This is a genomic window from Paenarthrobacter nitroguajacolicus (assembly GCF_031455195.1).
GTDB lineage: Bacteria > Actinomycetota > Actinomycetes > Actinomycetales > Micrococcaceae > Arthrobacter > Arthrobacter nitroguajacolicus_D.
This window is the reverse complement of the sequence record NZ_JAVDSH010000004.1, coordinates 120,000-139,216: the sequence shown is the minus strand read 5'-3', so window position 1 is coordinate 139,216 and position 19,217 is coordinate 120,000. Positions and strand designations below refer to the sequence as shown.

At 64.1% G+C, this 19,217-nt stretch carries 18 protein-coding genes; 17 read left to right on the top strand and 1 reads right to left on the bottom strand.

Translation table 11 applies throughout. The annotated features are described in order from the left end of the window. Positions 1–88 precede the first annotated feature (88 nt). From gcvP to J2Y68_RS10235, 16 genes are all read left to right on the top strand, one after another. Complete coding sequence (gene gcvP / locus J2Y68_RS10310; RefSeq protein ID WP_309992935.1) at positions 89–2,941, top strand: aminomethyl-transferring glycine dehydrogenase; 2,853 nt, start codon at positions 89–91, stop codon at positions 2,939–2,941. An 11-nt stretch (positions 2,942–2,952) separates the two neighbouring features. Continuing rightward, positions 2,953–4,074 carry a glycine cleavage system aminomethyltransferase GcvT gene (gene gcvT, locus J2Y68_RS10305; protein WP_309992933.1) on the top strand — a complete coding sequence of 374 codons (1,122 nt, stop codon included), beginning with the start codon at positions 2,953–2,955 and terminating at the stop codon, positions 4,072–4,074. A gap of 22 nt (positions 4,075–4,096) precedes the next feature. Further along, on the top strand, positions 4,097–4,480 hold the full coding sequence (gene gcvH / locus J2Y68_RS10300) for a glycine cleavage system protein GcvH (protein WP_309992929.1): 384 nt from the start codon (positions 4,097–4,099) through the stop codon (positions 4,478–4,480). Next, on the top strand, positions 4,477–5,796 hold the full coding sequence (gene glyA, locus J2Y68_RS10295; RefSeq protein WP_309992928.1) for a serine hydroxymethyltransferase: 1,320 nt from the start codon (positions 4,477–4,479) through the stop codon (positions 5,794–5,796). Before gcvH ends, glyA begins: the two co-directional genes overlap by 4 nt. Before the next feature lie 276 nt (positions 5,797–6,072). Next, on the top strand, positions 6,073–7,473 hold the full coding sequence (locus J2Y68_RS10290; protein WP_309992927.1) for an L-serine ammonia-lyase: 1,401 nt from the start codon (positions 6,073–6,075) through the stop codon (positions 7,471–7,473). 113 nt (positions 7,474–7,586) lie between these two features. Continuing rightward, positions 7,587–8,594 carry a lipoyl synthase gene (gene lipA / locus J2Y68_RS10285; RefSeq protein ID WP_309992926.1) on the top strand — a complete coding sequence of 336 codons (1,008 nt, stop codon included), beginning with the start codon at positions 7,587–7,589 and terminating at the stop codon, positions 8,592–8,594. A 568-nt stretch (positions 8,595–9,162) separates the two neighbouring features. After that, positions 9,163–9,615: a hypothetical protein gene (locus J2Y68_RS10280; protein WP_309992923.1), complete on the top strand. Its 453-nt coding sequence runs from the start codon at positions 9,163–9,165 to the stop codon at positions 9,613–9,615. Between the two features lie 122 nt (positions 9,616–9,737). Beyond that, a complete protein-coding gene (locus J2Y68_RS10275; RefSeq protein ID WP_309992921.1) occupies positions 9,738–10,613 on the top strand; it encodes a hypothetical protein in 876 nt (291 codons plus the stop codon). Between the two features lies 1 nt (position 10,614). Then, entirely contained in the window at positions 10,615–11,130 is a 516-nt protein-coding gene (locus tag J2Y68_RS10270; protein ID WP_309992919.1) for a hypothetical protein, read from the top strand. Further along, positions 11,127–12,380, top strand: coding sequence for a hypothetical protein (locus J2Y68_RS10265; RefSeq protein WP_309992916.1), 1,254 nt, complete (start codon positions 11,127–11,129; stop codon positions 12,378–12,380). Before J2Y68_RS10270 ends, J2Y68_RS10265 begins: the two co-directional genes overlap by 4 nt. Positions 12,381–12,548: 168 nt before the next feature. Then, positions 12,549–13,622, top strand: a complete 1,074-nt coding sequence (locus J2Y68_RS10260; RefSeq protein WP_309993652.1) for an FUSC family protein — start codon at positions 12,549–12,551, stop codon at positions 13,620–13,622. 73 nt (positions 13,623–13,695) lie between these two features. Next, positions 13,696–14,196: a MarR family winged helix-turn-helix transcriptional regulator gene (locus J2Y68_RS10255; RefSeq protein WP_309992914.1), complete on the top strand. Its 501-nt coding sequence runs from the start codon at positions 13,696–13,698 to the stop codon at positions 14,194–14,196. Between the two features lie 80 nt (positions 14,197–14,276). Continuing rightward, on the top strand, positions 14,277–14,678 hold the full coding sequence (locus J2Y68_RS10250) for a hypothetical protein (protein ID WP_309992912.1): 402 nt from the start codon (positions 14,277–14,279) through the stop codon (positions 14,676–14,678). Next, entirely contained in the window at positions 14,675–15,535 is an 861-nt protein-coding gene (locus J2Y68_RS10245; protein WP_309992909.1) for a serine/threonine-protein kinase, read from the top strand. Before J2Y68_RS10250 ends, J2Y68_RS10245 begins: the two co-directional genes overlap by 4 nt. Positions 15,536–15,607: 72 nt before the next feature. Further along, complete coding sequence (locus J2Y68_RS10240; RefSeq protein WP_211712160.1) at positions 15,608–15,868, top strand: GlsB/YeaQ/YmgE family stress response membrane protein; 261 nt, start codon at positions 15,608–15,610, stop codon at positions 15,866–15,868. Positions 15,869–16,315: 447 nt separating this feature from the next. Then, positions 16,316–17,536 carry a hypothetical protein gene (locus tag J2Y68_RS10235; RefSeq protein ID WP_309992906.1) on the top strand — a complete coding sequence of 407 codons (1,221 nt, stop codon included), beginning with the start codon at positions 16,316–16,318 and terminating at the stop codon, positions 17,534–17,536. A 33-nt stretch (positions 17,537–17,569) separates the two neighbouring features. On the opposite strand, the gene J2Y68_RS10230 is transcribed toward J2Y68_RS10235, so the two are convergent. Further along, complete coding sequence (locus J2Y68_RS10230) at positions 17,570–18,325, bottom strand: ZIP family metal transporter (protein ID WP_309992903.1); 756 nt, start codon at positions 18,323–18,325, stop codon at positions 17,570–17,572. Between the two features lie 218 nt (positions 18,326–18,543). Between J2Y68_RS10230 and J2Y68_RS10225 the strand changes: the two genes are divergently transcribed. Further along, entirely contained in the window at positions 18,544–19,149 is a 606-nt protein-coding gene (locus tag J2Y68_RS10225; RefSeq protein WP_211712157.1) for a TasA family protein, read from the top strand. Positions 19,150–19,217 lie beyond the last annotated feature (68 nt).

Here is a 19,217-nt window from a genome sequence, read left to right as displayed (position 1 = left end):
CCTGCGGAATCTCTCAGGTCCAATACAGAGCGGGGAGGAACCCACATCATCGTGGCGCTCAGTGGGCGCCTGAATCATGGAGTTCCTCTTGACTGTTCAATCAACCCCCACCGCTTTCGCGGACCGGCACATCGGCGCCCGGCGCCAGGCCGATGTTGACACCATGCTCAAGGCCATCGGCTACGACTCTGTCGACGGCTTGGTGGACGTTGCTGTCCCCGATTCCATCCGCCAGGACACTGCCCTGAAGTTGCAGGACGCCCTCACCGAGGTGCAGGTCCTCACCGAGCTGCGCAAGTTGGCTTCCAAGAACAAAACCGCCGTGCAGATGATCGGCCAGGGCTACTACGACACCGTGACCCCGCCCGTCATCCGCCGCAACATCCTGGAAGCCCCCGCCTGGTACACGGCCTACACCCCGTACCAGCCGGAAATTTCCCAGGGCCGCCTCGAAGCGTTGCTCAACTTCCAGACCATGGTCCAGGACCTTACTGGACTTCCCGTGGCCAACGCCTCGCTGCTGGACGAAGCTACCGCCGTGGCCGAGGCCGTGCTGCTGATGCGCCGGGCCAACAAGTCCAAGACGGCCAAGGATGGCAAGACTGTCCTGGACGCCGACCTCCTCCCGCAGACCATCGCAATCGTGAAGGGCCGCGCTGAGGCCCTGGGCTTCGAGGTGGAGATTGCTGACCTGTCGGCGGGTCTTCCCGACGGCGACATCAATGGCATCGTGCTGCAGCAGCCGGGCGTTTCCGGCCGTGTGTTCGACCACTCTTCTGTGATCGCTGAGGCCAAGGAACGCGGCGCACTCGTCACCGTTGCAGCCGACCTTCTGGCGCTCACCCTCATCACGCCCCCGGGCGAACAGGGTGCCGATATCGCCGTCGGAACTGCGCAGCGCTTCGGCGTCCCGCTGTTCTTCGGCGGCCCGCACGCAGCCTACATGGCGGTCCGCGAAGGCATGGAGCGCACGCTCCCGGGCCGTATCGTCGGCGTTTCCAAGGACAACGCTGGCGTTCCGGCGTACCGCCTGGCCCTCCAGACCCGCGAGCAGCACATCCGCCGTGAAAAGGCCACGTCCAACATTTGTACAGCCCAGGCCTTGCTCGCGATCGTCGCCTCCATGTACGCGGTTTACCACGGCCCGGAAGGCCTGAAATCGATCGCCGAAACCGTGCACGGCCATGCGCGCACGCTTGCGACGGCGCTAAAGGCGGCTGGCCGCGAACTTGTGACCGAGGCCTTCTTCGACACCATCACCGTAAGGGTCCCGGGCAAGGCCGACAAGGTCATCGCCGCCGCCGAAGCCCGCGGCATCAACCTGCGGTTCATCGACGCCGACACCGTTGGGGTTTCGGTTGATGAAACCACGACGCCGGAGGTCCTCTCCGCAGTAGCCGTTGCCTTTGGTGCCGGTCCGGTAAGGGACGCCGCCGGCTTCGAGCTGCCCTCGGACGTGCTCCGGACCAGCGATTTCCTGCAGCACCCGGTGTTCAACACCCACCGTTCCGAGACGCAGCTGTTGCGCTATATCCGCAAGCTGTCCGACCGGGACCTCGCACTTGACCGCACCATGATCCCGTTGGGTTCGTGCACCATGAAGCTCAACGCCACGGCAGAGATGGAAGCCATCTCCTGGCCCGAGTTCGCTTCGATCCACCCGTTCGCACCTGACCACCAGACGGCCGGCTGGCGCGAACTCATCGAGGACCTGGAAGCCGACCTCACGGAGATCACCGGCTACGACCAAGTGTCCATCCAGCCGAACGCCGGTTCGCAGGGTGAGCTCGCCGGGCTCCTGGCGATCCGTGGATACCACCTCTCCCGGGGCGACGAGCAGCGCACCGTTTGCTTGATCCCCGCTTCCGCCCACGGCACCAACGCTGCGTCCGCGGTGCTGGCCGGCATGAAGGTGGTTGTGGTGGCGACGGCTGCTGACGGCACCATCGACCACGCGGACCTGACCACCAAGATCGAAGCCAACAAGGACGTCCTGTCCTGCATCATGATCACCTACCCGTCCACGCACGGTGTCTACGACGCCGACGTCGTTGAGGTGTGCGACGCCGTTCACCAGGCCGGTGGTCAGGTGTACGTCGATGGCGCGAACCTCAATGCCCTGGTTGGCCTTGCCCAGCCGGGCAAGTTCGGCGGCGACGTCTCCCACCTGAACCTGCACAAGACCTTCTGCATCCCGCACGGTGGCGGCGGTCCCGGTGTTGGACCCGTTGCTGCGAAAGCCCACTTGGCCCCGTTCATGCCCGGCGATGCCAACAAGGCCGCCCACGAACCGGGTCATGGCGTAGCGATTTCCGCTTCGCGGTATGGATCCGCGGGTGTCTTGCCGATCTCCTGGGCCTACGTGAAGCTCATGGGTGGCCAGGGCCTCACCGAAGCCACCAAGTCGGCACTGCTGGCCGCGAACTACGTTGCTTCCCGGTTGGATGAGCATTTCCCGGTTCTGTACACGGGCGAAAGTGGACTGGTTGCGCACGAGTGCATCCTGGACCTCCGCGAACTCACCGCCCGCACCGGAGTCACGGCCGAAGATGTCGCCAAGCGCCTGATCGACTTCGGCTTCCACGCTCCCACGCTGGCCTTCCCGGTTGCAGGCACGCTCATGGTGGAACCGACCGAGTCCGAGGACCTGGCCGAAATCGACCGTTTCATCGAAGCCATGATCACCATCCGTGCCGAGATCGAGCAGGTGGCCAACGGTGACTTCACTATTGAGGAGTCGCCGCTGCGCAACGCGCCGCACACGGCGGCCGCCGTCGTGAATTCCGACTGGGACCGCTCCTACCCGCGTGAGCAGGCCGCCTTCCCAGTCCACCACCTGAAGCAGGACAAGTACTTCCCGCCCGTGGGCCGCATCGATGGCGCAGCCGGCGACCGCAACCTGGTGTGCTCCTGCCCTCCCCTCGAAGACTTTGAAAACTAAGGACTGACTCCATGACTGAGAACTACACCGCCCTCTACGAGCAGCACAAAAAGGCCGGCGCCTCCTTCACGGACTTCGGTGGCTGGCAGATGCCACTGAAATACGAGTCCGAGCTCGCCGAGCACCACGCAGTCCGCAACGCGGCAGGCCTGTTCGACCTCTCCCACATGGGTGAAGTCTGGGTTACCGGTCCGGACGCAGCGGCCTTCCTGGACTACGCCTTGGCTGGAAAACTGTCCGCGATTGCGGTGGGAAAGGCCAAATACTCGCTGATCTGCAACGCCGACGGCGGCATCATCGACGACCTGATTACGTACCGTCGCGCTGACGATACCTTCCTGGTGGTCCCCAATGCGGGCAACGCCAAGGTGGTTGCGGCGGCACTGATGGAGCGGGCAGCCGGTTTTGACGTTGACGTGCAGGACGCGTCCGCCGAAACCTCACTGATCGCTGTGCAGGGACCCAACGCCGAGGGCATCCTGCTGAAACTGGTCCCCGGCGAGCAGCACGCGCTGGTCACGGAGCTGAAGTATTACGCGGCCGTTGAGGTTTCGATCAACGGACAGGATCTGCTCCTTGCCCGCACCGGGTACACCGGCGAAGACGGCTTCGAGATTTATGTCCCGAACGTCGATGCTGCCGGACTGTGGGACGCCTTCCTTGAAGCCGGTGAAGGCCAAGGACTCATCCCGGCTGGGCTGGCCGCCCGCGACTCCCTGCGCCTCGAAGCCGGAATGCCCCTCTACGGCAACGAGCTCTCCCGCCACGTGAATCCCTACACCGCCGGACTGGGACCCGTTGTTTCCCTGGCCAAGGAGGGCGATTTCGTGGGCAAGGAAGCACTCGCTGCGATCAAAGCTGCCGGTGTGGGATCCGCTCTCGGCCAGAAGCTCGTGGGGCTCAAGGGCGCCGGCCGTCGTGCCGCCCGGGGCCACTATTCGGTCCTCAAGGACGGTTCCCTGATCGGTGAGGTGACCTCAGGGCAGCCAAGCCCGACGCTCGGTTACCCGGTCGCTTTGGCCTATGTCGACGTCGAACATTCAGAGCCGGGAACGATCGTCGACGTCGATCTCCGCGGCAAAGCCGAGCCCTTCGAGGTCGTCCAGCTGCCCTTTTACAAGCGTCAAAAGTAACTCCCAGAGAGAAGGAACCGGAATGAGCAAGGTAGTTGCTGAATTGAAATACTCGGCTGAGCACGAGTGGGTTGCCGCCGATGGTGGCGGGCCCGTGGGGATCGGGATCTCCGCTGTCGCCGCAGACGCCCTGGGTGACATTGTGTACGTGGACCTTCCCGAGGTTGGTTCCACAGTGACCGCGGGGGAGACCTGCGGCGAGGTGGAGTCCACCAAGTCCGTGTCCGATCTGTACTCGCCGGTGACGGGTGAGGTGACCGAGATCAACGACGCCGTCGTCAGCGATCCCGCGCTCATCAACAACGATCCGTACGGCGCAGGCTGGCTGTTCAAAGTGGCCGCCACCGAAGAAGGACCGCTCATGTCGGCCGAAGAGTACGCAGCAGCCAACGGAGGCGAACTGTGAACCCGGCAGCCGTGACTGAATTCGAGCAGGTTGTGTCGGCGTCGCTGGACGCGCAGCTCTCCGAGCTGGACCCGGAGATCGCCGCGAAGATCGACGACGAACTGGGCCGCCAGCGCGACGGCCTGGAAATGATCGCCTCCGAGAACCACACGGCCGTGGCCGTGATGCAGGCGCAGGGCTCGGTGCTGACCAACAAGTACGCCGAGGGATACCCCGGCAAGCGATACTACGGCGGCTGCGAGCACGTCGACGTGATCGAGCAACTCGCGATCGACCGCATCAAGTCCCTGTTCGGTGCCGAGTACGCGAACGTCCAGCCGCACTCCGGCGCGCAGGCCAACGCCTCGGTGATGCATGCCCTGATCAAGCCGGGCGACACCATCATGGGCCTCAACCTGGCCCACGGCGGCCACCTGACCCACGGCATGCGCATCAACTTCTCGGGCAAGCTCTACAACGTGGTCCCGTACGGCGTCCGCGAGGACACCCACACTGTGGACATGGCCGAAGTTGAAGCGCTGGCGCAGGAGCACAAACCGGCACTGATCGTGGCCGGCTGGTCCGCGTATGCGCGGCAGCTGGACTTCGCCGAGTTCCGCCGGATCGCCGATTCCGTTGGCGCGTACCTGATGGTGGACATGGCACACTTCGCTGGCCTGGTGGCCGCTGGACTGCACCCCTCGCCGGTCCCGCACGCCCACGTCACCACCTCCACCACGCACAAGACCCTCGCCGGTCCGCGCGGCGGAATCATCCTGTCCAACGACGCCGACATCGCCAAGAAGATCAACTCGGCCGTGTTCCCGGGCCAGCAGGGCGGACCGCTGGAACACGTCATCGCGGGCAAGGCTGTGGCGTTCAAGATTGCCGCTTCGGAGGAGTTCCGTGAGCGCCAGGAACGCGTCCTGGCAGGCTCGCGCATCCTGGCCGAACGCCTGATCCAGCCCGACGTCGCCGCCAAGGGAATCTCCGTGGTTTCCGGTGGAACGGACGTGCACCTGGTCCTGGTGGACCTCCGCAACTGCGATCTCGACGGACAGCAGGCCGAAGACCGCCTCGCCGCAATCGACATCACCGTCAACCGCAACGCAGTCCCCTTCGACCCGCGCCCGCCCATGGTCACTTCCGGCCTGCGCATCGGCACCCCTGCGCTGGCAACGCGCGGGTTCGGGGAGGCGGCCTTCCGTGAGGTCGCTGACATCATCGCCGAGGCACTGATCGCCGACGCCGATGTGGACCTTACCGGGTTGCGTCACCGTGTTGAGGCACTCGCCAAGGCGCACCCGTTGTACCCGGGAGTGGCGAACCTCGGCTAGCCGCTCGGTGGTGCTGGCCGATTCGTGGGCTCGCAGCGGAGTGTGCCGTGCGAACGGCATGTTTCGCAGCGAACCCCTGTTTCTGCCGAGGCGCTCCGCGGCGTATGCACATTGATCTCCCGGGTGCGGCATTCGCTGGGAACGAATGCCGCACGTAAACACCGGGTTTGGAGGTTCGCACTGGGACCTCCACGGGGGCCGGGCCGCCTTGGCTCAGGAATTGGCCCGGCCCCACATTCTTTTTTGTTTGATTCTTCCCTGAAAGGGAGCACGGCTATGGCTGTTGGCGTTTTCGATCTGTTCTCCGTGGGCATTGGTCCGTCGAGTTCCCACACGGTGGGACCGATGCGGGCCGGGGCGGTGTTTGCCCGGGAGTTGCGTGATTCCGGCGTGCTTCCTGCAGTGGTGGGGCTCCGTGTCGATCTCTACGGCTCCTTGGCTGCGACCGGCAAGGGGCATGGCACCTTCACCGCTACCTTGCTTGGCCTGGAAGGGTTCGAACCCGAGGAAATCCTGCCGGACGAGGTCGAGGAGCGGCTTGCGGCGATCGCTGAGACCGGCAAGCTCAACCTCGCCGGTGAGGTTCTGTTGCCGTATGCGGTGGAGGATATGGTTCTTCATCCGTTGACGGTGTTGCCGCGGCATACGAATGGGATGCGGTTTGCTGTGTCCGATGCCGGGGGCAATGTGCTGAAGGAAGCGACGTTCTTTTCGGTCGGTGGTGGGTTCATTGTCCGTGAGGGCGAGGAGAACGCGGCTCAGGCTGAGTTGGAGGAGTCCAAGAAGGAGTTGCCGTTGCCGTTCAGGACGGCGGCGGAGTTGTTGGGCAGGTGCGCGTCCAAGGGGTTGGGGATCAGCGACATCATGTTCATCAATGAGCGGGCGTCCCGGTCGGAGGAGGAGATCCGGGAGGGTCTTTTGCATATCTGGCAGGTGATGGAGGCCTGTGTTGAGACCTCGTTGAAGCGTGAGGGTGTGTTGCCGGGTGGTTTGAAGGTGAAGCGTCGTGCACCGGACTGGTTGGAGCGGCTCCTGAAGGAGGACAAGGACCGGAACGATCCGAAGTATTGGCAGGAGTGGGTGAACCTGATCGCGTTGGCGGTCAATGAGGAGAACGCTTCGGGCGGCCGGGTGGTGACGGCTCCGACCAATGGTGCGGCGGGCATTATTCCGGCGGTGTTGTATTACGCGTTGAATTACGCCCCGGGCATGGACAAGGCCACCCAGCAGGACCGGGATGATGTGGTGGTGAAGTTCCTGCTCGCTGCCGGTGCGGTGGGTGTGTTGTATAAGGAGCAGGCCTCGATTTCGGGTGCTGAGGTGGGGTGCCAGGGCGAGGTGGGGTCGGCGTCGTCGATGGCTGCTGCGGGTTTGGCTGAGGTGATGGGTGGTTCCCCGGGGCAGGTGGAGAACGCGGCGGAGATCGCGATGGAACATAACCTGGGGCTGACGTGTGATCCGATTGGCGGGTTGGTGCAGATCCCGTGTATTGAGCGGAACGCGATCGCTGCGGCGAAGGCGATCAACGCGGCGAAGATGGCGTTGTGGGGCGATGGGACGCACCGGGTCTCGTTGGACGAGGTGATCGTGACCATGCGTGAGACGGGCAAGGACATGTCCCACAAGTACAAGGAAACAGCGATGGGCGGCCTGGCCGTCAACGTCGTTGAATGCTGAAAAACGCCCGTTGTGAGGCCCGCTTTGCCGCCTAAAACCCAGGCAAAGCACGCAGAGCAGGCCCCACAACGCACTGCCGCAAGAAGATTGAAACCCAAGAACGAAGGAACGTCATGACACTCGCACCTGAAGGCCGTAAGTTGCTGCGCGTTGAGCAGCGTAACTCGGCGGTCCCGGTTGAACGTAAGCCTGAGTGGATCAAGGCCAAGGTCCAGATGGGTCCTGAGTTCGTTCAGCTCAAGAACCTGGTGAAGAAGGAAGGCCTGCACACGGTCTGTGAAGAGGCCGGCTGCCCGAACATTTTCGAGTGCTGGGAAGACAAGGAAGCGACGTTCCTGATCGGCGGGTCCGAGTGCACCCGGCGCTGTGATTTCTGCCAGATCGATACCGGCAAACCCTCCCCGGTGGACATGTTCGAACCCACCAAGGTGGCCCGCTCGGTGCAGGCGATGCAGCTGCGGTACGCCACGGTGACCGGTGTGGCCCGTGATGACCTGGCCGATGAGGGTGTGTGGTTGTACGCCGAAACGGTGCGGAAGATCCACGAACTGAACCCGGGCACCGGGGTGGAGTTGCTGATCCCGGACTTCTCCGGCAAACCTGAGCACATCGCGGCGATCTGCGATTCCAAGCCCGAGGTGTTCGCGCATAACGTCGAGACCGTGCCAAGGATTTTCAAGCGGATCCGGCCGGCGTTCCGGTACGAAAGGTCCCTGGATGTCATCACCCAGGGCCGGGATTTGGGCATGGTGACCAAGTCCAACCTGATCCTGGGCATGGGCGAGACCCGTGAAGAGATCTCCGAGGCGTTGCGTGACCTGCACGCCGCCGGGTGTGACCTGATCACGATCACCCAGTACCTGCGCCCCTCCGAACGGCACCTTCCGGTGGACCGGTGGGTGAAGCCGCAGGAGTTCGTGGACTTCCAGCACGAGGCCGAGGAGATCGGCTTCCTCGGCGTCATGTCCGGGCCGCTGGTCCGTTCGTCCTACCGGGCCGGGCGTCTCTGGGCCACCGCGATGCGGAAGAAGGGCTGGGAAATCCCGGCCGCCCTGGCCCACATCGAGTCCTCCGGCACCACCCGCCAGGAAGCCTCCACCATCCTCGCAGCCCACAGCTAACCCCCCTTGGACGCGCTCCCCTGACGGAACCGAAACTGGACAGCGTCGGCTAGGCGCTCCCTACCAGCGCCAAAGACGTACGACGGCGGTCTGGTCGCCTCTCCGGAGGTGACCGGGCCGCCGTCGTGGTCGTTTAAGGCCGCTGTGGTTCCTCGATGTGGGGGAGTAGTGCGGCAGCTGTGGGGGAAAAACGTTCGAACACCAGCGCAGTTTTTGCTCAAGACGGCCACAATCTTTGCGCACTCACACTCGAGGGCCATCCCGGGGAGGGCGCATGGCCCCTCTCCACCCCTTGGACAGCTCCTCCCGGAAGCGGGTACCGGGCCCTTGCCCTGCCTGCGATCGGGCGAGGGGCACCAAGTAGTCCGCTACCCAAAACTGAGTACCTGCATGGTGCGTGTGGGTATTTCGAGTGCCATGTTCGGATGAAAAAGAGGCGTACACCGGACCCTAGCGGCCGGACGCGTGCGGCCTGAAGCATAGGTGGCATCGCTTCATCCGCCACCCTCGGCCGGATGGTGGGGGTTGCCCAGCGGCTCCCGGAACCGATCAACCAAGGAGTTACATCATGCGCAAACTTTCCAAGAAGAGCCGGGTCACCGCTGCAGTCGCAGGCGTCGCATTGGTGGCGGTGGGTGGCGGAGCCGCCTACGCCTACTGGACCACTACAGGTTCGGGCAGCGGCGCGGCAACCAACTCGGCCGGCGGCGGTACCGTCACCCTTCACGCGACCTTCGCAGGCGGACTCGCTCCGGGTAACTCCGTCCCGGTTTCCTACACCGCGGACAACTCGACGACGTCCAGCACCGTGGTGGGTACCCTCAGCGCGGATGTGACCACCAACGTGGCGGGCTGCCTTCCTGCATGGTTCGAAGTCACGGCCGTGACGACGAACAGCCCCGTGGCGGCAGGTGCCACCGGAACATCCGTAGGCAGTGGCGTCCTGAAGTTCAACGACGCCGCGGTCAACCAGGACGCCTGCAAGTCCGCGATCGTTACGGTCACCGTCGGCAGCCTCTAGGCCGTCACGCGCCGGGGGCCACGTTTCACATGGCGGCCCCCGGCTCACCCTTTCACCGCAACGCCTTCAACGCACCTAAGCTGCCTCCAACCCACCCAAGCTATCGTCCGAAAAGAGCCTCCATGGACCACCGGCCACAGCGCACCGCACCATTCCAGCGAGTTGGAATTCCACTCCGTGCCCTGCTGCTCGCACTGGTGGTCGCCGTGATACCCGTTGCGGCCCTGGCGGCCAGCAATGGACAAGGCAATGGACAAGGCAACGGACAAAGCGCCAGCCAAGGTGGCGCCGCAGCCACCGTCAAGGGGATCACCGTCGCACTGTCCCCATCGAGCCGCACCGTAGACCAGGGGCAGTCCGCAACCTTCACGGTGTCTGCCACCTCAACGGGAGGCTTCACCGGTCCGGTGACGTTCGCCGTGACCGGGCTGCCGGCTGGAGCAACAGCCAGCGCGGCGCCGTCGTCGGTTAACCTCACCTCCGGGAGCACCGCCCAGACCACCCTCACCGTTTTGACCTCCCCCACTACCCCAGTGGCCAAGACGGATTTCACGGTCAAGGGAACCGGCGGAACAACGGTGTCGAACGCGGCATTTGGCCAGTTGCAGGTCCTGGAAGTCAAACGGACCTTCGGTGTTACGGGGTCGGTGAACGGGCTGCTCGCCCCCGGCGTCTCCCGCTCCGTGGACCTCCAGATCTCCAACCCACAGAACAAGGGCATCGCGGTGACGAACCTGTCGGTGGAGATCACCCAGGTGGTCCGGACCTCCGCAGCCGTGGCGGCCAACCTTCCATGCACCACTGCGGACTATCAACTCACCCAGTACTCGGGCCCGTACCCGTTGACCGTGGAACCAGGCACCCGCTCCCTGTCAGGCCTTGGCGTGGCTCAAGCGAAATGGCCCCAGATCAAGATGCTCGATACCAACAAACTGCAGGACGGTTGCAAAGGCGCGACCCTCCAGCTCACCTACACAGGCACGGGACAGGCGAACTGACATGAAGACGACAGTCCGAATCCCGCGCACCCCCAGCACCGGGCGCCTGGCACGAACGGCGGCGGCCACCGTGGCGCTTTGCATCCTGGGCGGAGCAGGTTCCGCCTACGCTTACTGGGCAACTACCGGTGCCGGTTCCGGTGCGGCAACCAATGGCACCATGCAGACCGTCACGGTGGACGCACTCGTCCCGGGCGATACCCTGCAGACCAGTTTGGTGCCCGGCGGAACCGCCGACGTCATTCTCCGGGCCAGCAACCCCAACCCCCATCCGGTAACCATCTACGCCGTCTCCGGCAACGGTCCCGTGACCGCGGACGCAGCCCACTCCGGCTGCACCACCACAGGCGTCACCTTCACGCCACCGCCGGCACCGTTGACACCGTCGGTGACCATTCCCGCGAGCAGCTCAATCCTGCTCACGCTTCAGGGTGCGGCAACGATGGACGCCACCTCCCTTTCCGCCTGCCAAGGAGCCCAGTTCGGCGTCCCCGTCACGTTGGAGGTAAGGAAGTGAACCGGCATCGTACTGTCCCCGTCACATCTTTCGGCAGGTGGAACCGCTTTGCCCTGATCGTGGTGGGAATCCTCCTCGTCTCGTGGGGCGGTCCGGCGGCCAGCGCGTTCTGGGGCTCGTTGGGCTCCGGCTCCGGCACAGCAAAAGCAGACGCCGTAGCCCAAGGCGCCAAGCCCACCACCGCGGTTTCCGGCGCTAACGTCACCGTCACCTGGACGGCAAGTACGACGGCGGCAGGACGGCCCGTGGGCGGCTACAGCATCGCCCGCTATGGGACAGCAACCGGCGGAACCAGGGTTGCGGCTACCGGTGGCTGCAGTGCCGCCATCGCAGGACTGAGTTGCGTTGAAACCAGTGTTCCTGCCGGGACCTGGTACTACACTGTGACGCCCATGCTCTCCCTCTGGCAGGGCGCTGAGAGCGCACGCAGCGCTGGTACCACACCCGTCACCGATACCACCCCGCCACTTGCTCCCGTGGTCACGGCTCCCACCTATGTCCATCAGGGCAACGTCGCCAATGTTCCCGTTGGTGGCACCGCCGAGGCCAATTCAACAGTGGTCCTCACCATCACCGGCGGCGGGGCCGTACCAGTCACCCAAAACGTCACTACCAATAGCGCCGGTAACTGGAATGCTGTGCCGGTGAACCTCACGGCCTTCAACCCTGGCACCATCACATACTCCGCCAAGGCAACTGACGCGGCGGGAAACACGGGGCCAGCAGGCATGGCGACATCAACCAAGGACGTCGCATCTCCCACGGTCACGGGAGTGCAGTTGATCAACGGTGGCGGCACCTCCGGCAGCGGAGTCATGGCTCCCGGCGACAAGGTCACCCTGACGTTCTCCGAACCGCTCACCGCCAGCTCTATCTGCACGGCCTGGACCACCAACACGGCCCAGTCGCTCAGTGGCAACGGAGTTGTGACGGTGGCAGTCTCCGCGGCCAACGACCTCACAGTCACCAGTAATGGATGCACTGTTGGAAAGGTAGCGCTTGGAGCGATCTACACCTCGACGGGAATGACATTCTCTGGAAACGGAAACAACGCCTCCAGCCTGGCGTGGACTCCCACCCAGACATCCGGGACACTGACCATCACCCTCGGAGGAGGGAACATCGCCGGGGACAAGACAGTTACTTCAACCTCAGTGTTCCCCACCTACACCCCAGGACCGGGCATGACCGACCTCGCAACCAACCCGATTGTCCCCGGTGGGGTAAACGGCGCACCCTCCCGGTTCTGATCCCTCCATCGAGCCACAGCAGTACGTCACAGATAGTGCCCCTCAAGGTGATGAGGGGCACTATCTGTGCCTGATCCCTGAGTAGGCCAGCGCTTGGAGCGTAACCTTGAAGCGGACGCCAGCGCCGCCGTCGTACGTTTGATCCTGCGACGAAAGGCGAGCCGCCCCTTGAAGGCTGTAGCGGAAATGTTCACGATGGGTCCGGGAAACAAGGACCACCATCCCGCCCTTCGCTGCGCCGTAGGCGTGTTCGTGCCACTGATCGCGTTGACGCTGCTGGGTCGACTGGATCTGGCAGTGTTTGCGTCGTTCGGGGCTTTCACCGGAATCTATGGTCGCAATGAACCGCATAGCGTGCGTTTCCGGAGCCAACTGCGGGCCGGCGGCTTCATGCTTTTCATCATTCTTTGCGCCACGTTGATAGCCCGGGGGGAGCATGCCTGGGGCCTCGATGCTACCGCGTATTCCTGGCTCCTGATCGTCGCCACCACCGTTGTGGCTGGTGCCTGCTCCGTGGTGGTAGCTGCCTGGCGCCTCCGTCCCGGAGGCTCCCTCTTTCACATTTTTGCTTTTGCTGCGATCGCTTCGATTCCCACCCAGCCGCCCTTGTGGGAGGCGACGGTGGTGGCAGTCCTGACCACCGGCTTCTGCCTGTTGGTGGGCATGTCGGCGCGTGTGGTCAAAAGCCATCGAACGCCATGGAAGCGGCCCCCGCGCATCCGCCATACACCTGCCGAACGCCGTGCCATCTGGCTTGAAGGAGGGGGCTACCTCATAGCAGCTGGACTGGCCGGGACCATCGCGACGCTGGTGGGGGAGCGGCTTGGCTTTGGCCACACATACTGGGCCATGGTGGCGGCGGTGGTGCCGTTGGTAGGCCATTCAACCCGGCACCGGGTGAGCCGCGGTATCCAGAGAATCGCGGGAACCGTGGTGGGCCTGGTGTTGCTCGCGGGCATCCTGTGGCTCAACCCGGCGCCGTGGGCCATGGTGCTGGTGATAGCTGCGTGCCAGTTTGGTGCGGAGATGTTCATAGCCCGGCAGTACTTCATTGCACAGCTTTTCGTCACCCCGCTGGCGCTGATTGCCACGCTCCTCGCAGCGCCGGTGGACCCGGGCTTGCTCCTCCGGGACCGCATCATCGAAACCGTCATCGGTGCAGCTGTGGGCGTGGCGGTGGTTGTGGCACCGGCCGTGTGGCGCCGCGTGCGGGTGCGGCAAGCAGCCCTGATCGAAGGCTGATCCGGTTTATTCGCTCCATGGATTAGTATCAATTGGTTAGACAAGCGAGATACATGTCTACCAAAGGACTGGTGTGAGCGACAAGGACGAACGCAAGGGATATTGGTACGGGCTGGAGAGCCGCAAGCAGATGGGCGCCGTGGACGTCCTGAACGCACTCAGGGACTACCGCACGGCCGAAGCTGACATGCGGCGCCGGACGCGTGCCTCGATGGGCATGGGCGAAACCGACCTGTTGGCGTTGGGGTACCTGCTTGAAGCCGAGCGTGCCGGCCGCGAGGTGGGTCCGAAGGAGTTGGCGGTACGGCTGGGGGTGACTTCGGCCTCCATGACGTCCTTGGTGGACCGCCTGGTGAGGTCCGGTTACGTAACCCGCGAGCCGCACCCAACTGATCGTCGAGCCCTTATTTTGCGCCCGACCCCGGGGTCGGACCAGGAGGTCCGGAGCACCTTGGGCGACATGCATTCGCGCATGATGGAGGCCGCTGAAACGCTGAGCAGCAAGGACTCCGCGGTGGTGGTTGAGTTCCTTCGGCGCATGCGAAAGGCGATCGACAGCGTCTCCTCTTCCTGACGCGCAGTTGGACATAATTGATAAGTACACATATAACTAGATAGCCAAGCTACTTACTAGTGAATGTGTGGGAGAAGACGATGACAATCGCGCTGCGTGAACCAAGCTCCACACCAGTCGCTGAGAATGACGTTGACGTCATCACGGAACAGGTCATTCCTGCGGGCCCCGTGCATTGTGGTTCACGGATGGCGATTTCCGCCGGGCCCACCTTCGATTCGATGCAATGGGTTTCCGTCGAGCCGATCTGGCCGGAATGGGCCTGCGGTTGCGGCTTCCGGATGGACATCGACGCCGTCGATCCCGTGAGTGGGGTCTGGATTGCAGCCCTTCGGCGGCAAAGCCTGCAGCATGAGCTCGCAATATCCCAGAACACCTTGGCGCTGGCCTTCAAGAAGGCCGTTGACGCCGGAGTCAACCCGCTTGCCCTCGCCGAGGTGGCAGGGGTGCCAGCCGCTGAGATTGAACAGCTCCTCCAATGACGCTCATGGATACGGTGGCCGTCCGCGTTGATCGCGGGGCCGCACCTTCCGACGTGGTCCTCGGAGGCCGCTATAGGCTCGGCAAGCAGTTGGGCGGGGGATCCGAAGCCTACGTCAAGGAGGCCTTCGACCTCCAGTCGGGCACCACTGTGGCCATCAAGATCTTCAGGGCCACGGAACCGGCCAACGACGCCCCCTTTCGCCGCGAACTGGACATTCACGGTCCGTTGCGCCACAAGAACATCGCCAAGGTGGTCTCATCCGGAGCCACCGGGGGCGAGGACGTCCATGGCCGCCACAACTACCTTGTGATGGAACTGATCCAAGGCCAGGACCTGCGTACCCTCCTCGATGAAAGGCCGGCCTCTCCACGGCAAACAATGGAGTGGATGAGCGGAATCGCAAGGGCGCTGACGTTCCTTCACCGACGCGGGATTGTCCACAACGACATCAAGCCCGGCAACATCCTGGTGGACTTCGCAGGCGACCCGGACGGTGTGGGCGTGGCCAAGCTGACCGATTTCGGCATTGCCCTCAACGGACGGCATTCCGCACCGAGCTCCTCCTCCGGGACGCCACATTATCTGAGCCCGGAAGAAGTCTGTGGCGGCAAGTCAACTGCTGCCAGTGACATCTATTCGCTGGGATTGGTTGCCCTCGAATGCCTCACCGGCACAAAGGCTTTTCCTGGCCCTCCACTCGAGTCCATGGTTGCAAGGACCCTGGGGGAACCCCGAATTCCCGGCACGGTACGGCGGCGCTGGTCCATGGTGCTTCACGCCATGACAGACCCCGATCCGGCGGGTAGACCGTCTGCCAGCCAAGCCGTCGGTATGCTCCGACGGCTCAGCTGGTAGCCAACAATCAGGTCGATAGCGGCGTGCGCTCTCATGCCGAACTGGGACCTAATCACGAAAGAGAGATGAAAAATGGGAATCATAGGTTGGATTATTTTGGGTTTGATCGCCGGCGCCATTGCCAAGGCCATCCTGCCGGGCCGTCAGGGTGGCGGCTGGATCGCCACGCTGCTCCTGGGCATCGTTGGCGCCATCCTGGGTGGATGGATCGGCAGCGCGCTGTTCAACGTTGGCATCAACGAGTTCTGGTCGCTGTCCACCTGGCTGCTGGCCATCGTGGGCGCACTGATCGTTCTGGTTATCTGGGGCCTGGTTACGCGCAAGAAGGCGTAACTGGCTGACAGCCTGAGGCCCCGTCGCCGCGTTTTACTACGCAGGCGCCGGGGCCTCAGCTGGTTTAAGGGACCGTCGTGGCTTCGAAGAGATAATGCGGTGGTACGTGGATTGCGGACCGCGCCCAACGCAAGCTCCTTCAGGCCGGCGTACTCAGCCTCGGTGATATCGCCAGCGGCGAGGAGGGCTTTGGCTGCTTCAATGTGCAGCGCCCGTTTCCGGCAGGAGCACAACACCATTCTCGATTCGGCAGGGCCCTCCTGCGTGTGCGGGGAGACGAATGGGCAACGATTCGACAGAAAAATCACCCACTAAAGCTGAGTGTCCAACGAGGGTGGTCCTCGCCCTGCCGGTCACATTTCCCCCGCTTGGGCCCGGCTGGGAGCGACTCCCTCGGCTCAGCTACGCTGCTCGACGTCACCACCCACCGCACGCTAAGGGCCAACGATGCACTCTTCAGCCGCCGCCGTCATCAAAGGGCGGCCGGAACAGACCCGCCAATACGGCATCTTCGGGACAGCCTTGGGCGCCTTCGGGATCACCGCCATCATGGGCATCCTCGCTGTGTTCCTGCAGGTGCTGGGGCAGCGATCTCCGCACCTTGGCCCCGGCTACTCCGGCTGGGCCGAGGCTGCGGCAGGGTCTCCGGTGGCTGCTGCGAGGTGGTTCCTGGGGGACATGACGGAGCCGCTCTTCTACAAGTCGGACCTTGCAGCCCTTGGGCTGTTAGCAGGGGCCGGGTTGTCGTGGTGGATCGGTCGCCGCCGGGGCCGGGACGAGCGGGGTGGGGGCCTGGGTCCTTGGATCCTTGCGTCAGCTTCGCTGAGTTTGTTGCTGTCCAGCCTTGCGTTCGGATGGATGCTCGACGACGGGTGGCAGCCAACGTTCGTGCCTTTCGTTTGCGTGGCTCCGGCCATGGTGATCCTCCATGGGGCGGGGTGGAGGACGTGCATCACGGGCGCCGTGCTGGGTGCAGCCACCGTCACGCCCTTGGCGTTGATTTTCATCCCCACCGTCGCCAGCCCCCTTGGCCTGCCGCCCGTCGTGGCTAACGTCCTGGCGATGTCCGTGGGTTCCGTCCTCGCGTTCCTGGTCGCACGACGATTGCCGTGGCTTGTCCTGCGCGAGCCGGGCGTCCAACCAGAACGGAACCTGCCGGCGTCGGGCATTAACCGGACGGTCCTCGGGGACGCTCTGTGGGCTGACGCTCTGTGGGCTGCGCGACAGGTCCTCCGGGACTTCACGGAGACCCACTTCATCGCCAAGGGGCTCGCCAGCGTTGGCATGATTTTCGGGGCTGCCGTGGCATATGTCCTCAACCCGGGGCTGCCGGCCTACGGGACCAACCTGCTTCCCCACATCCTGTTCGCGCAGGCGCTCACTTCGGCCATCGGCGTCGTCCTCTGGCGGGGCTGGTACCGGGACGAGGGATGGGTTGCGACGTATGCGTCCGTGGTGTCCGTAGCCCCGGCGGCGGTCCTCGCCACCGGGGGCTCCTGGTCCGGCGTCGTCGTCGGGGCGATCCTGGGTGCAGTTTTGGCACCGCCCCTGGCCAAGGCTTTCTCCGCAAAGCTGCCCGCGGATTTCCACCCTGTTATTGGCAACACGGCCGCCATGGCGGTTTCGACGGCGGTCACATTGCCGTTGCTTGGACTACTGCCCGCCTGAGGCAGGGCCGGCCGCCGGAGCCCTTCCGGAGGGTCAGCCCCCGACGTGGTGAATCGTGAAGGCGCTAAGGAACCCGACGGCGGCCGTCAGCCCGGTCAGGTTGTGGTGCTCCTCGAAGGCTTCGGGAATCATTGTGTCGGCCAGCATCGCCAAAATACCGCCTGCTGCTATGGCTGTAATGAAGGCGATCACAGTTTCGGGCGCGTTCTCGAGGGCGGTGTACCCCACCAGTGCAGCAAGTCCGCTGAAGACCGCGATGCCAATCCAGGTGCCGAACACGTAGGCCGGGCTGCGTCCGGACTTCTTCATGCCTGCCGTGCTGGACAGGCCTTCGGGGACATTGGAGATAAAGACGGCGGCCAGCATCGCCGGACTCACAGCACCACCGGCCAGCAGTCCCACGCCAAGGACCACCGATTCGGGTATGCCGTCAATGAGCGCACCCACGGCGATGGCGGTACCGCTGCCCGGCGAGTCCTTCTCGGTGGGCTGGGGCTTACTGGAACGCTTCCGGTGCTTCGCGCCCGCGCGGGCCAACAACACGTTGGAGCCCACAAAGATCAGTGCGCCCAAAAGGAAGCCGAGGACGGTGGGGAGCAATCCGCCGCCGTCCACGGCCTCGTCCACCAGCTCGAAGGCCAGTGCAGATATCAGGACCCCGGCACCGAAGGCCATGACCGTGGACACCACCTTGGCGGGTACTTTCCACATCCACGCGACACCAGCGCCCAGGACCAAGGCCCCGCCTGCCAGCGTTCCCCACATCAGGGCCTGCAACCACATCGGCATTGACTTGCCCTTTCATCGCCGGTCCACATGCATCAAGCAGTGTTTCATAAGGAGCCTTAGAAGGTGTAAAGAATCTTGAGGTTTTCCTGAGGGGCTGTTGCGGATTTGCAGGATTGGTTCTTGAGGGTGGCCCGGCACAGTAGTTCTTGTCAGCCAGAGAGGCTGGAAGAAACGGCCGGCCGGTCTCACGGTGGCCTACCGAAAGGACACTGATTCCCATGGCCATCAGCCTCAAGACCACCTCCGGCAAGATCCTCGCTTCCGTCGCACTGGTCGGCACCGCCGCCGCCGTGGCCGGCATGGGAACCTACGGTGCGTTCACCTCCTCCACCTCCGCCTCCCAGGCAGTCACCGCAGGAACCGTCACCATCGCCCTGGGCACCGGCGCCAACAACACCCTCAACGTCCCCGTCGCAGGCCTGCTGCCCGGCGACAAAGTCGAAAAGCTCGTCACCCTGGCCAACACCGGCAACTCAGACCTGAACAACGTCACCCTCACCACCTCCGCCGGCGCCACCGGGTCCCTGCTCACCACCGACACCACCAACGGCCTCCAGCTGACCATCGAAAACTGCTCCGTCGCCTGGACCGGCACCGCCGCCCCCTACACCTGCGCCGGCACCAAAACCACCGTCCTGGCCTCCGGCCCCGTGATCGCCGCGAACAAGGTCCTGAACAACCTGACCTCCCTGACCAACGCCAAGACCGACAACCTCAAAGTCACCACCGCCTTCCCCACCACCGCGGACAACACCTTCCAAGGCGCCACCTCCACCATCGCCTTCTCCTTCACCGGCACCCAACGCACCGAAACCACCAAGTAACCACAAGCCCCGCCGGGCCTGATCGGGCGTCCCCCCTGCCTGATCAGGTCCGCCGGCTTTTCCTGAGC

Bases quoted from the DNA above. Each gene is read 5' to 3' on its own strand.
- J2Y68_RS10225 (WP_211712157.1), top strand. From the start codon at position 18,544: ATGGCCATCAGCCTCAAGACCACCTCCGGCAAGATCCTCGCTTCCGTC.
- gcvT (WP_309992933.1), top strand. From the start codon at position 2,953: ATGACTGAGAACTACACCGCCCTCTACGAGCAGCACAAAAAGGCCGGC.
- J2Y68_RS10280 (WP_309992923.1), top strand. From the start codon at position 9,163: ATGCGCAAACTTTCCAAGAAGAGCCGGGTCACCGCTGCAGTCGCAGGC.
- J2Y68_RS10290 (WP_309992927.1), top strand. From the start codon at position 6,073: ATGGCTGTTGGCGTTTTCGATCTGTTCTCCGTGGGCATTGGTCCGTCG.
- J2Y68_RS10275 (WP_309992921.1), top strand. From the start codon at position 9,738: ATGGACCACCGGCCACAGCGCACCGCACCATTCCAGCGAGTTGGAATT.
- gcvH (WP_309992929.1), top strand. From the start codon at position 4,097: ATGAGCAAGGTAGTTGCTGAATTGAAATACTCGGCTGAGCACGAGTGG.
- J2Y68_RS10240 (WP_211712160.1), top strand. From the start codon at position 15,608: ATGGGAATCATAGGTTGGATTATTTTGGGTTTGATCGCCGGCGCCATT.
- J2Y68_RS10270 (WP_309992919.1), top strand. From the start codon at position 10,615: ATGAAGACGACAGTCCGAATCCCGCGCACCCCCAGCACCGGGCGCCTG.
- lipA (WP_309992926.1), top strand. From the start codon at position 7,587: ATGACACTCGCACCTGAAGGCCGTAAGTTGCTGCGCGTTGAGCAGCGT.
- J2Y68_RS10235 (WP_309992906.1), top strand. From the start codon at position 16,316: ATGCACTCTTCAGCCGCCGCCGTCATCAAAGGGCGGCCGGAACAGACC.
- J2Y68_RS10250 (WP_309992912.1), top strand. From the start codon at position 14,277: ATGACAATCGCGCTGCGTGAACCAAGCTCCACACCAGTCGCTGAGAAT.
- J2Y68_RS10230 (WP_309992903.1), bottom strand. From the start codon at position 18,325: ATGCCGATGTGGTTGCAGGCCCTGATGTGGGGAACGCTGGCAGGCGGG.
- J2Y68_RS10245 (WP_309992909.1), top strand. From the start codon at position 14,675: ATGACGCTCATGGATACGGTGGCCGTCCGCGTTGATCGCGGGGCCGCA.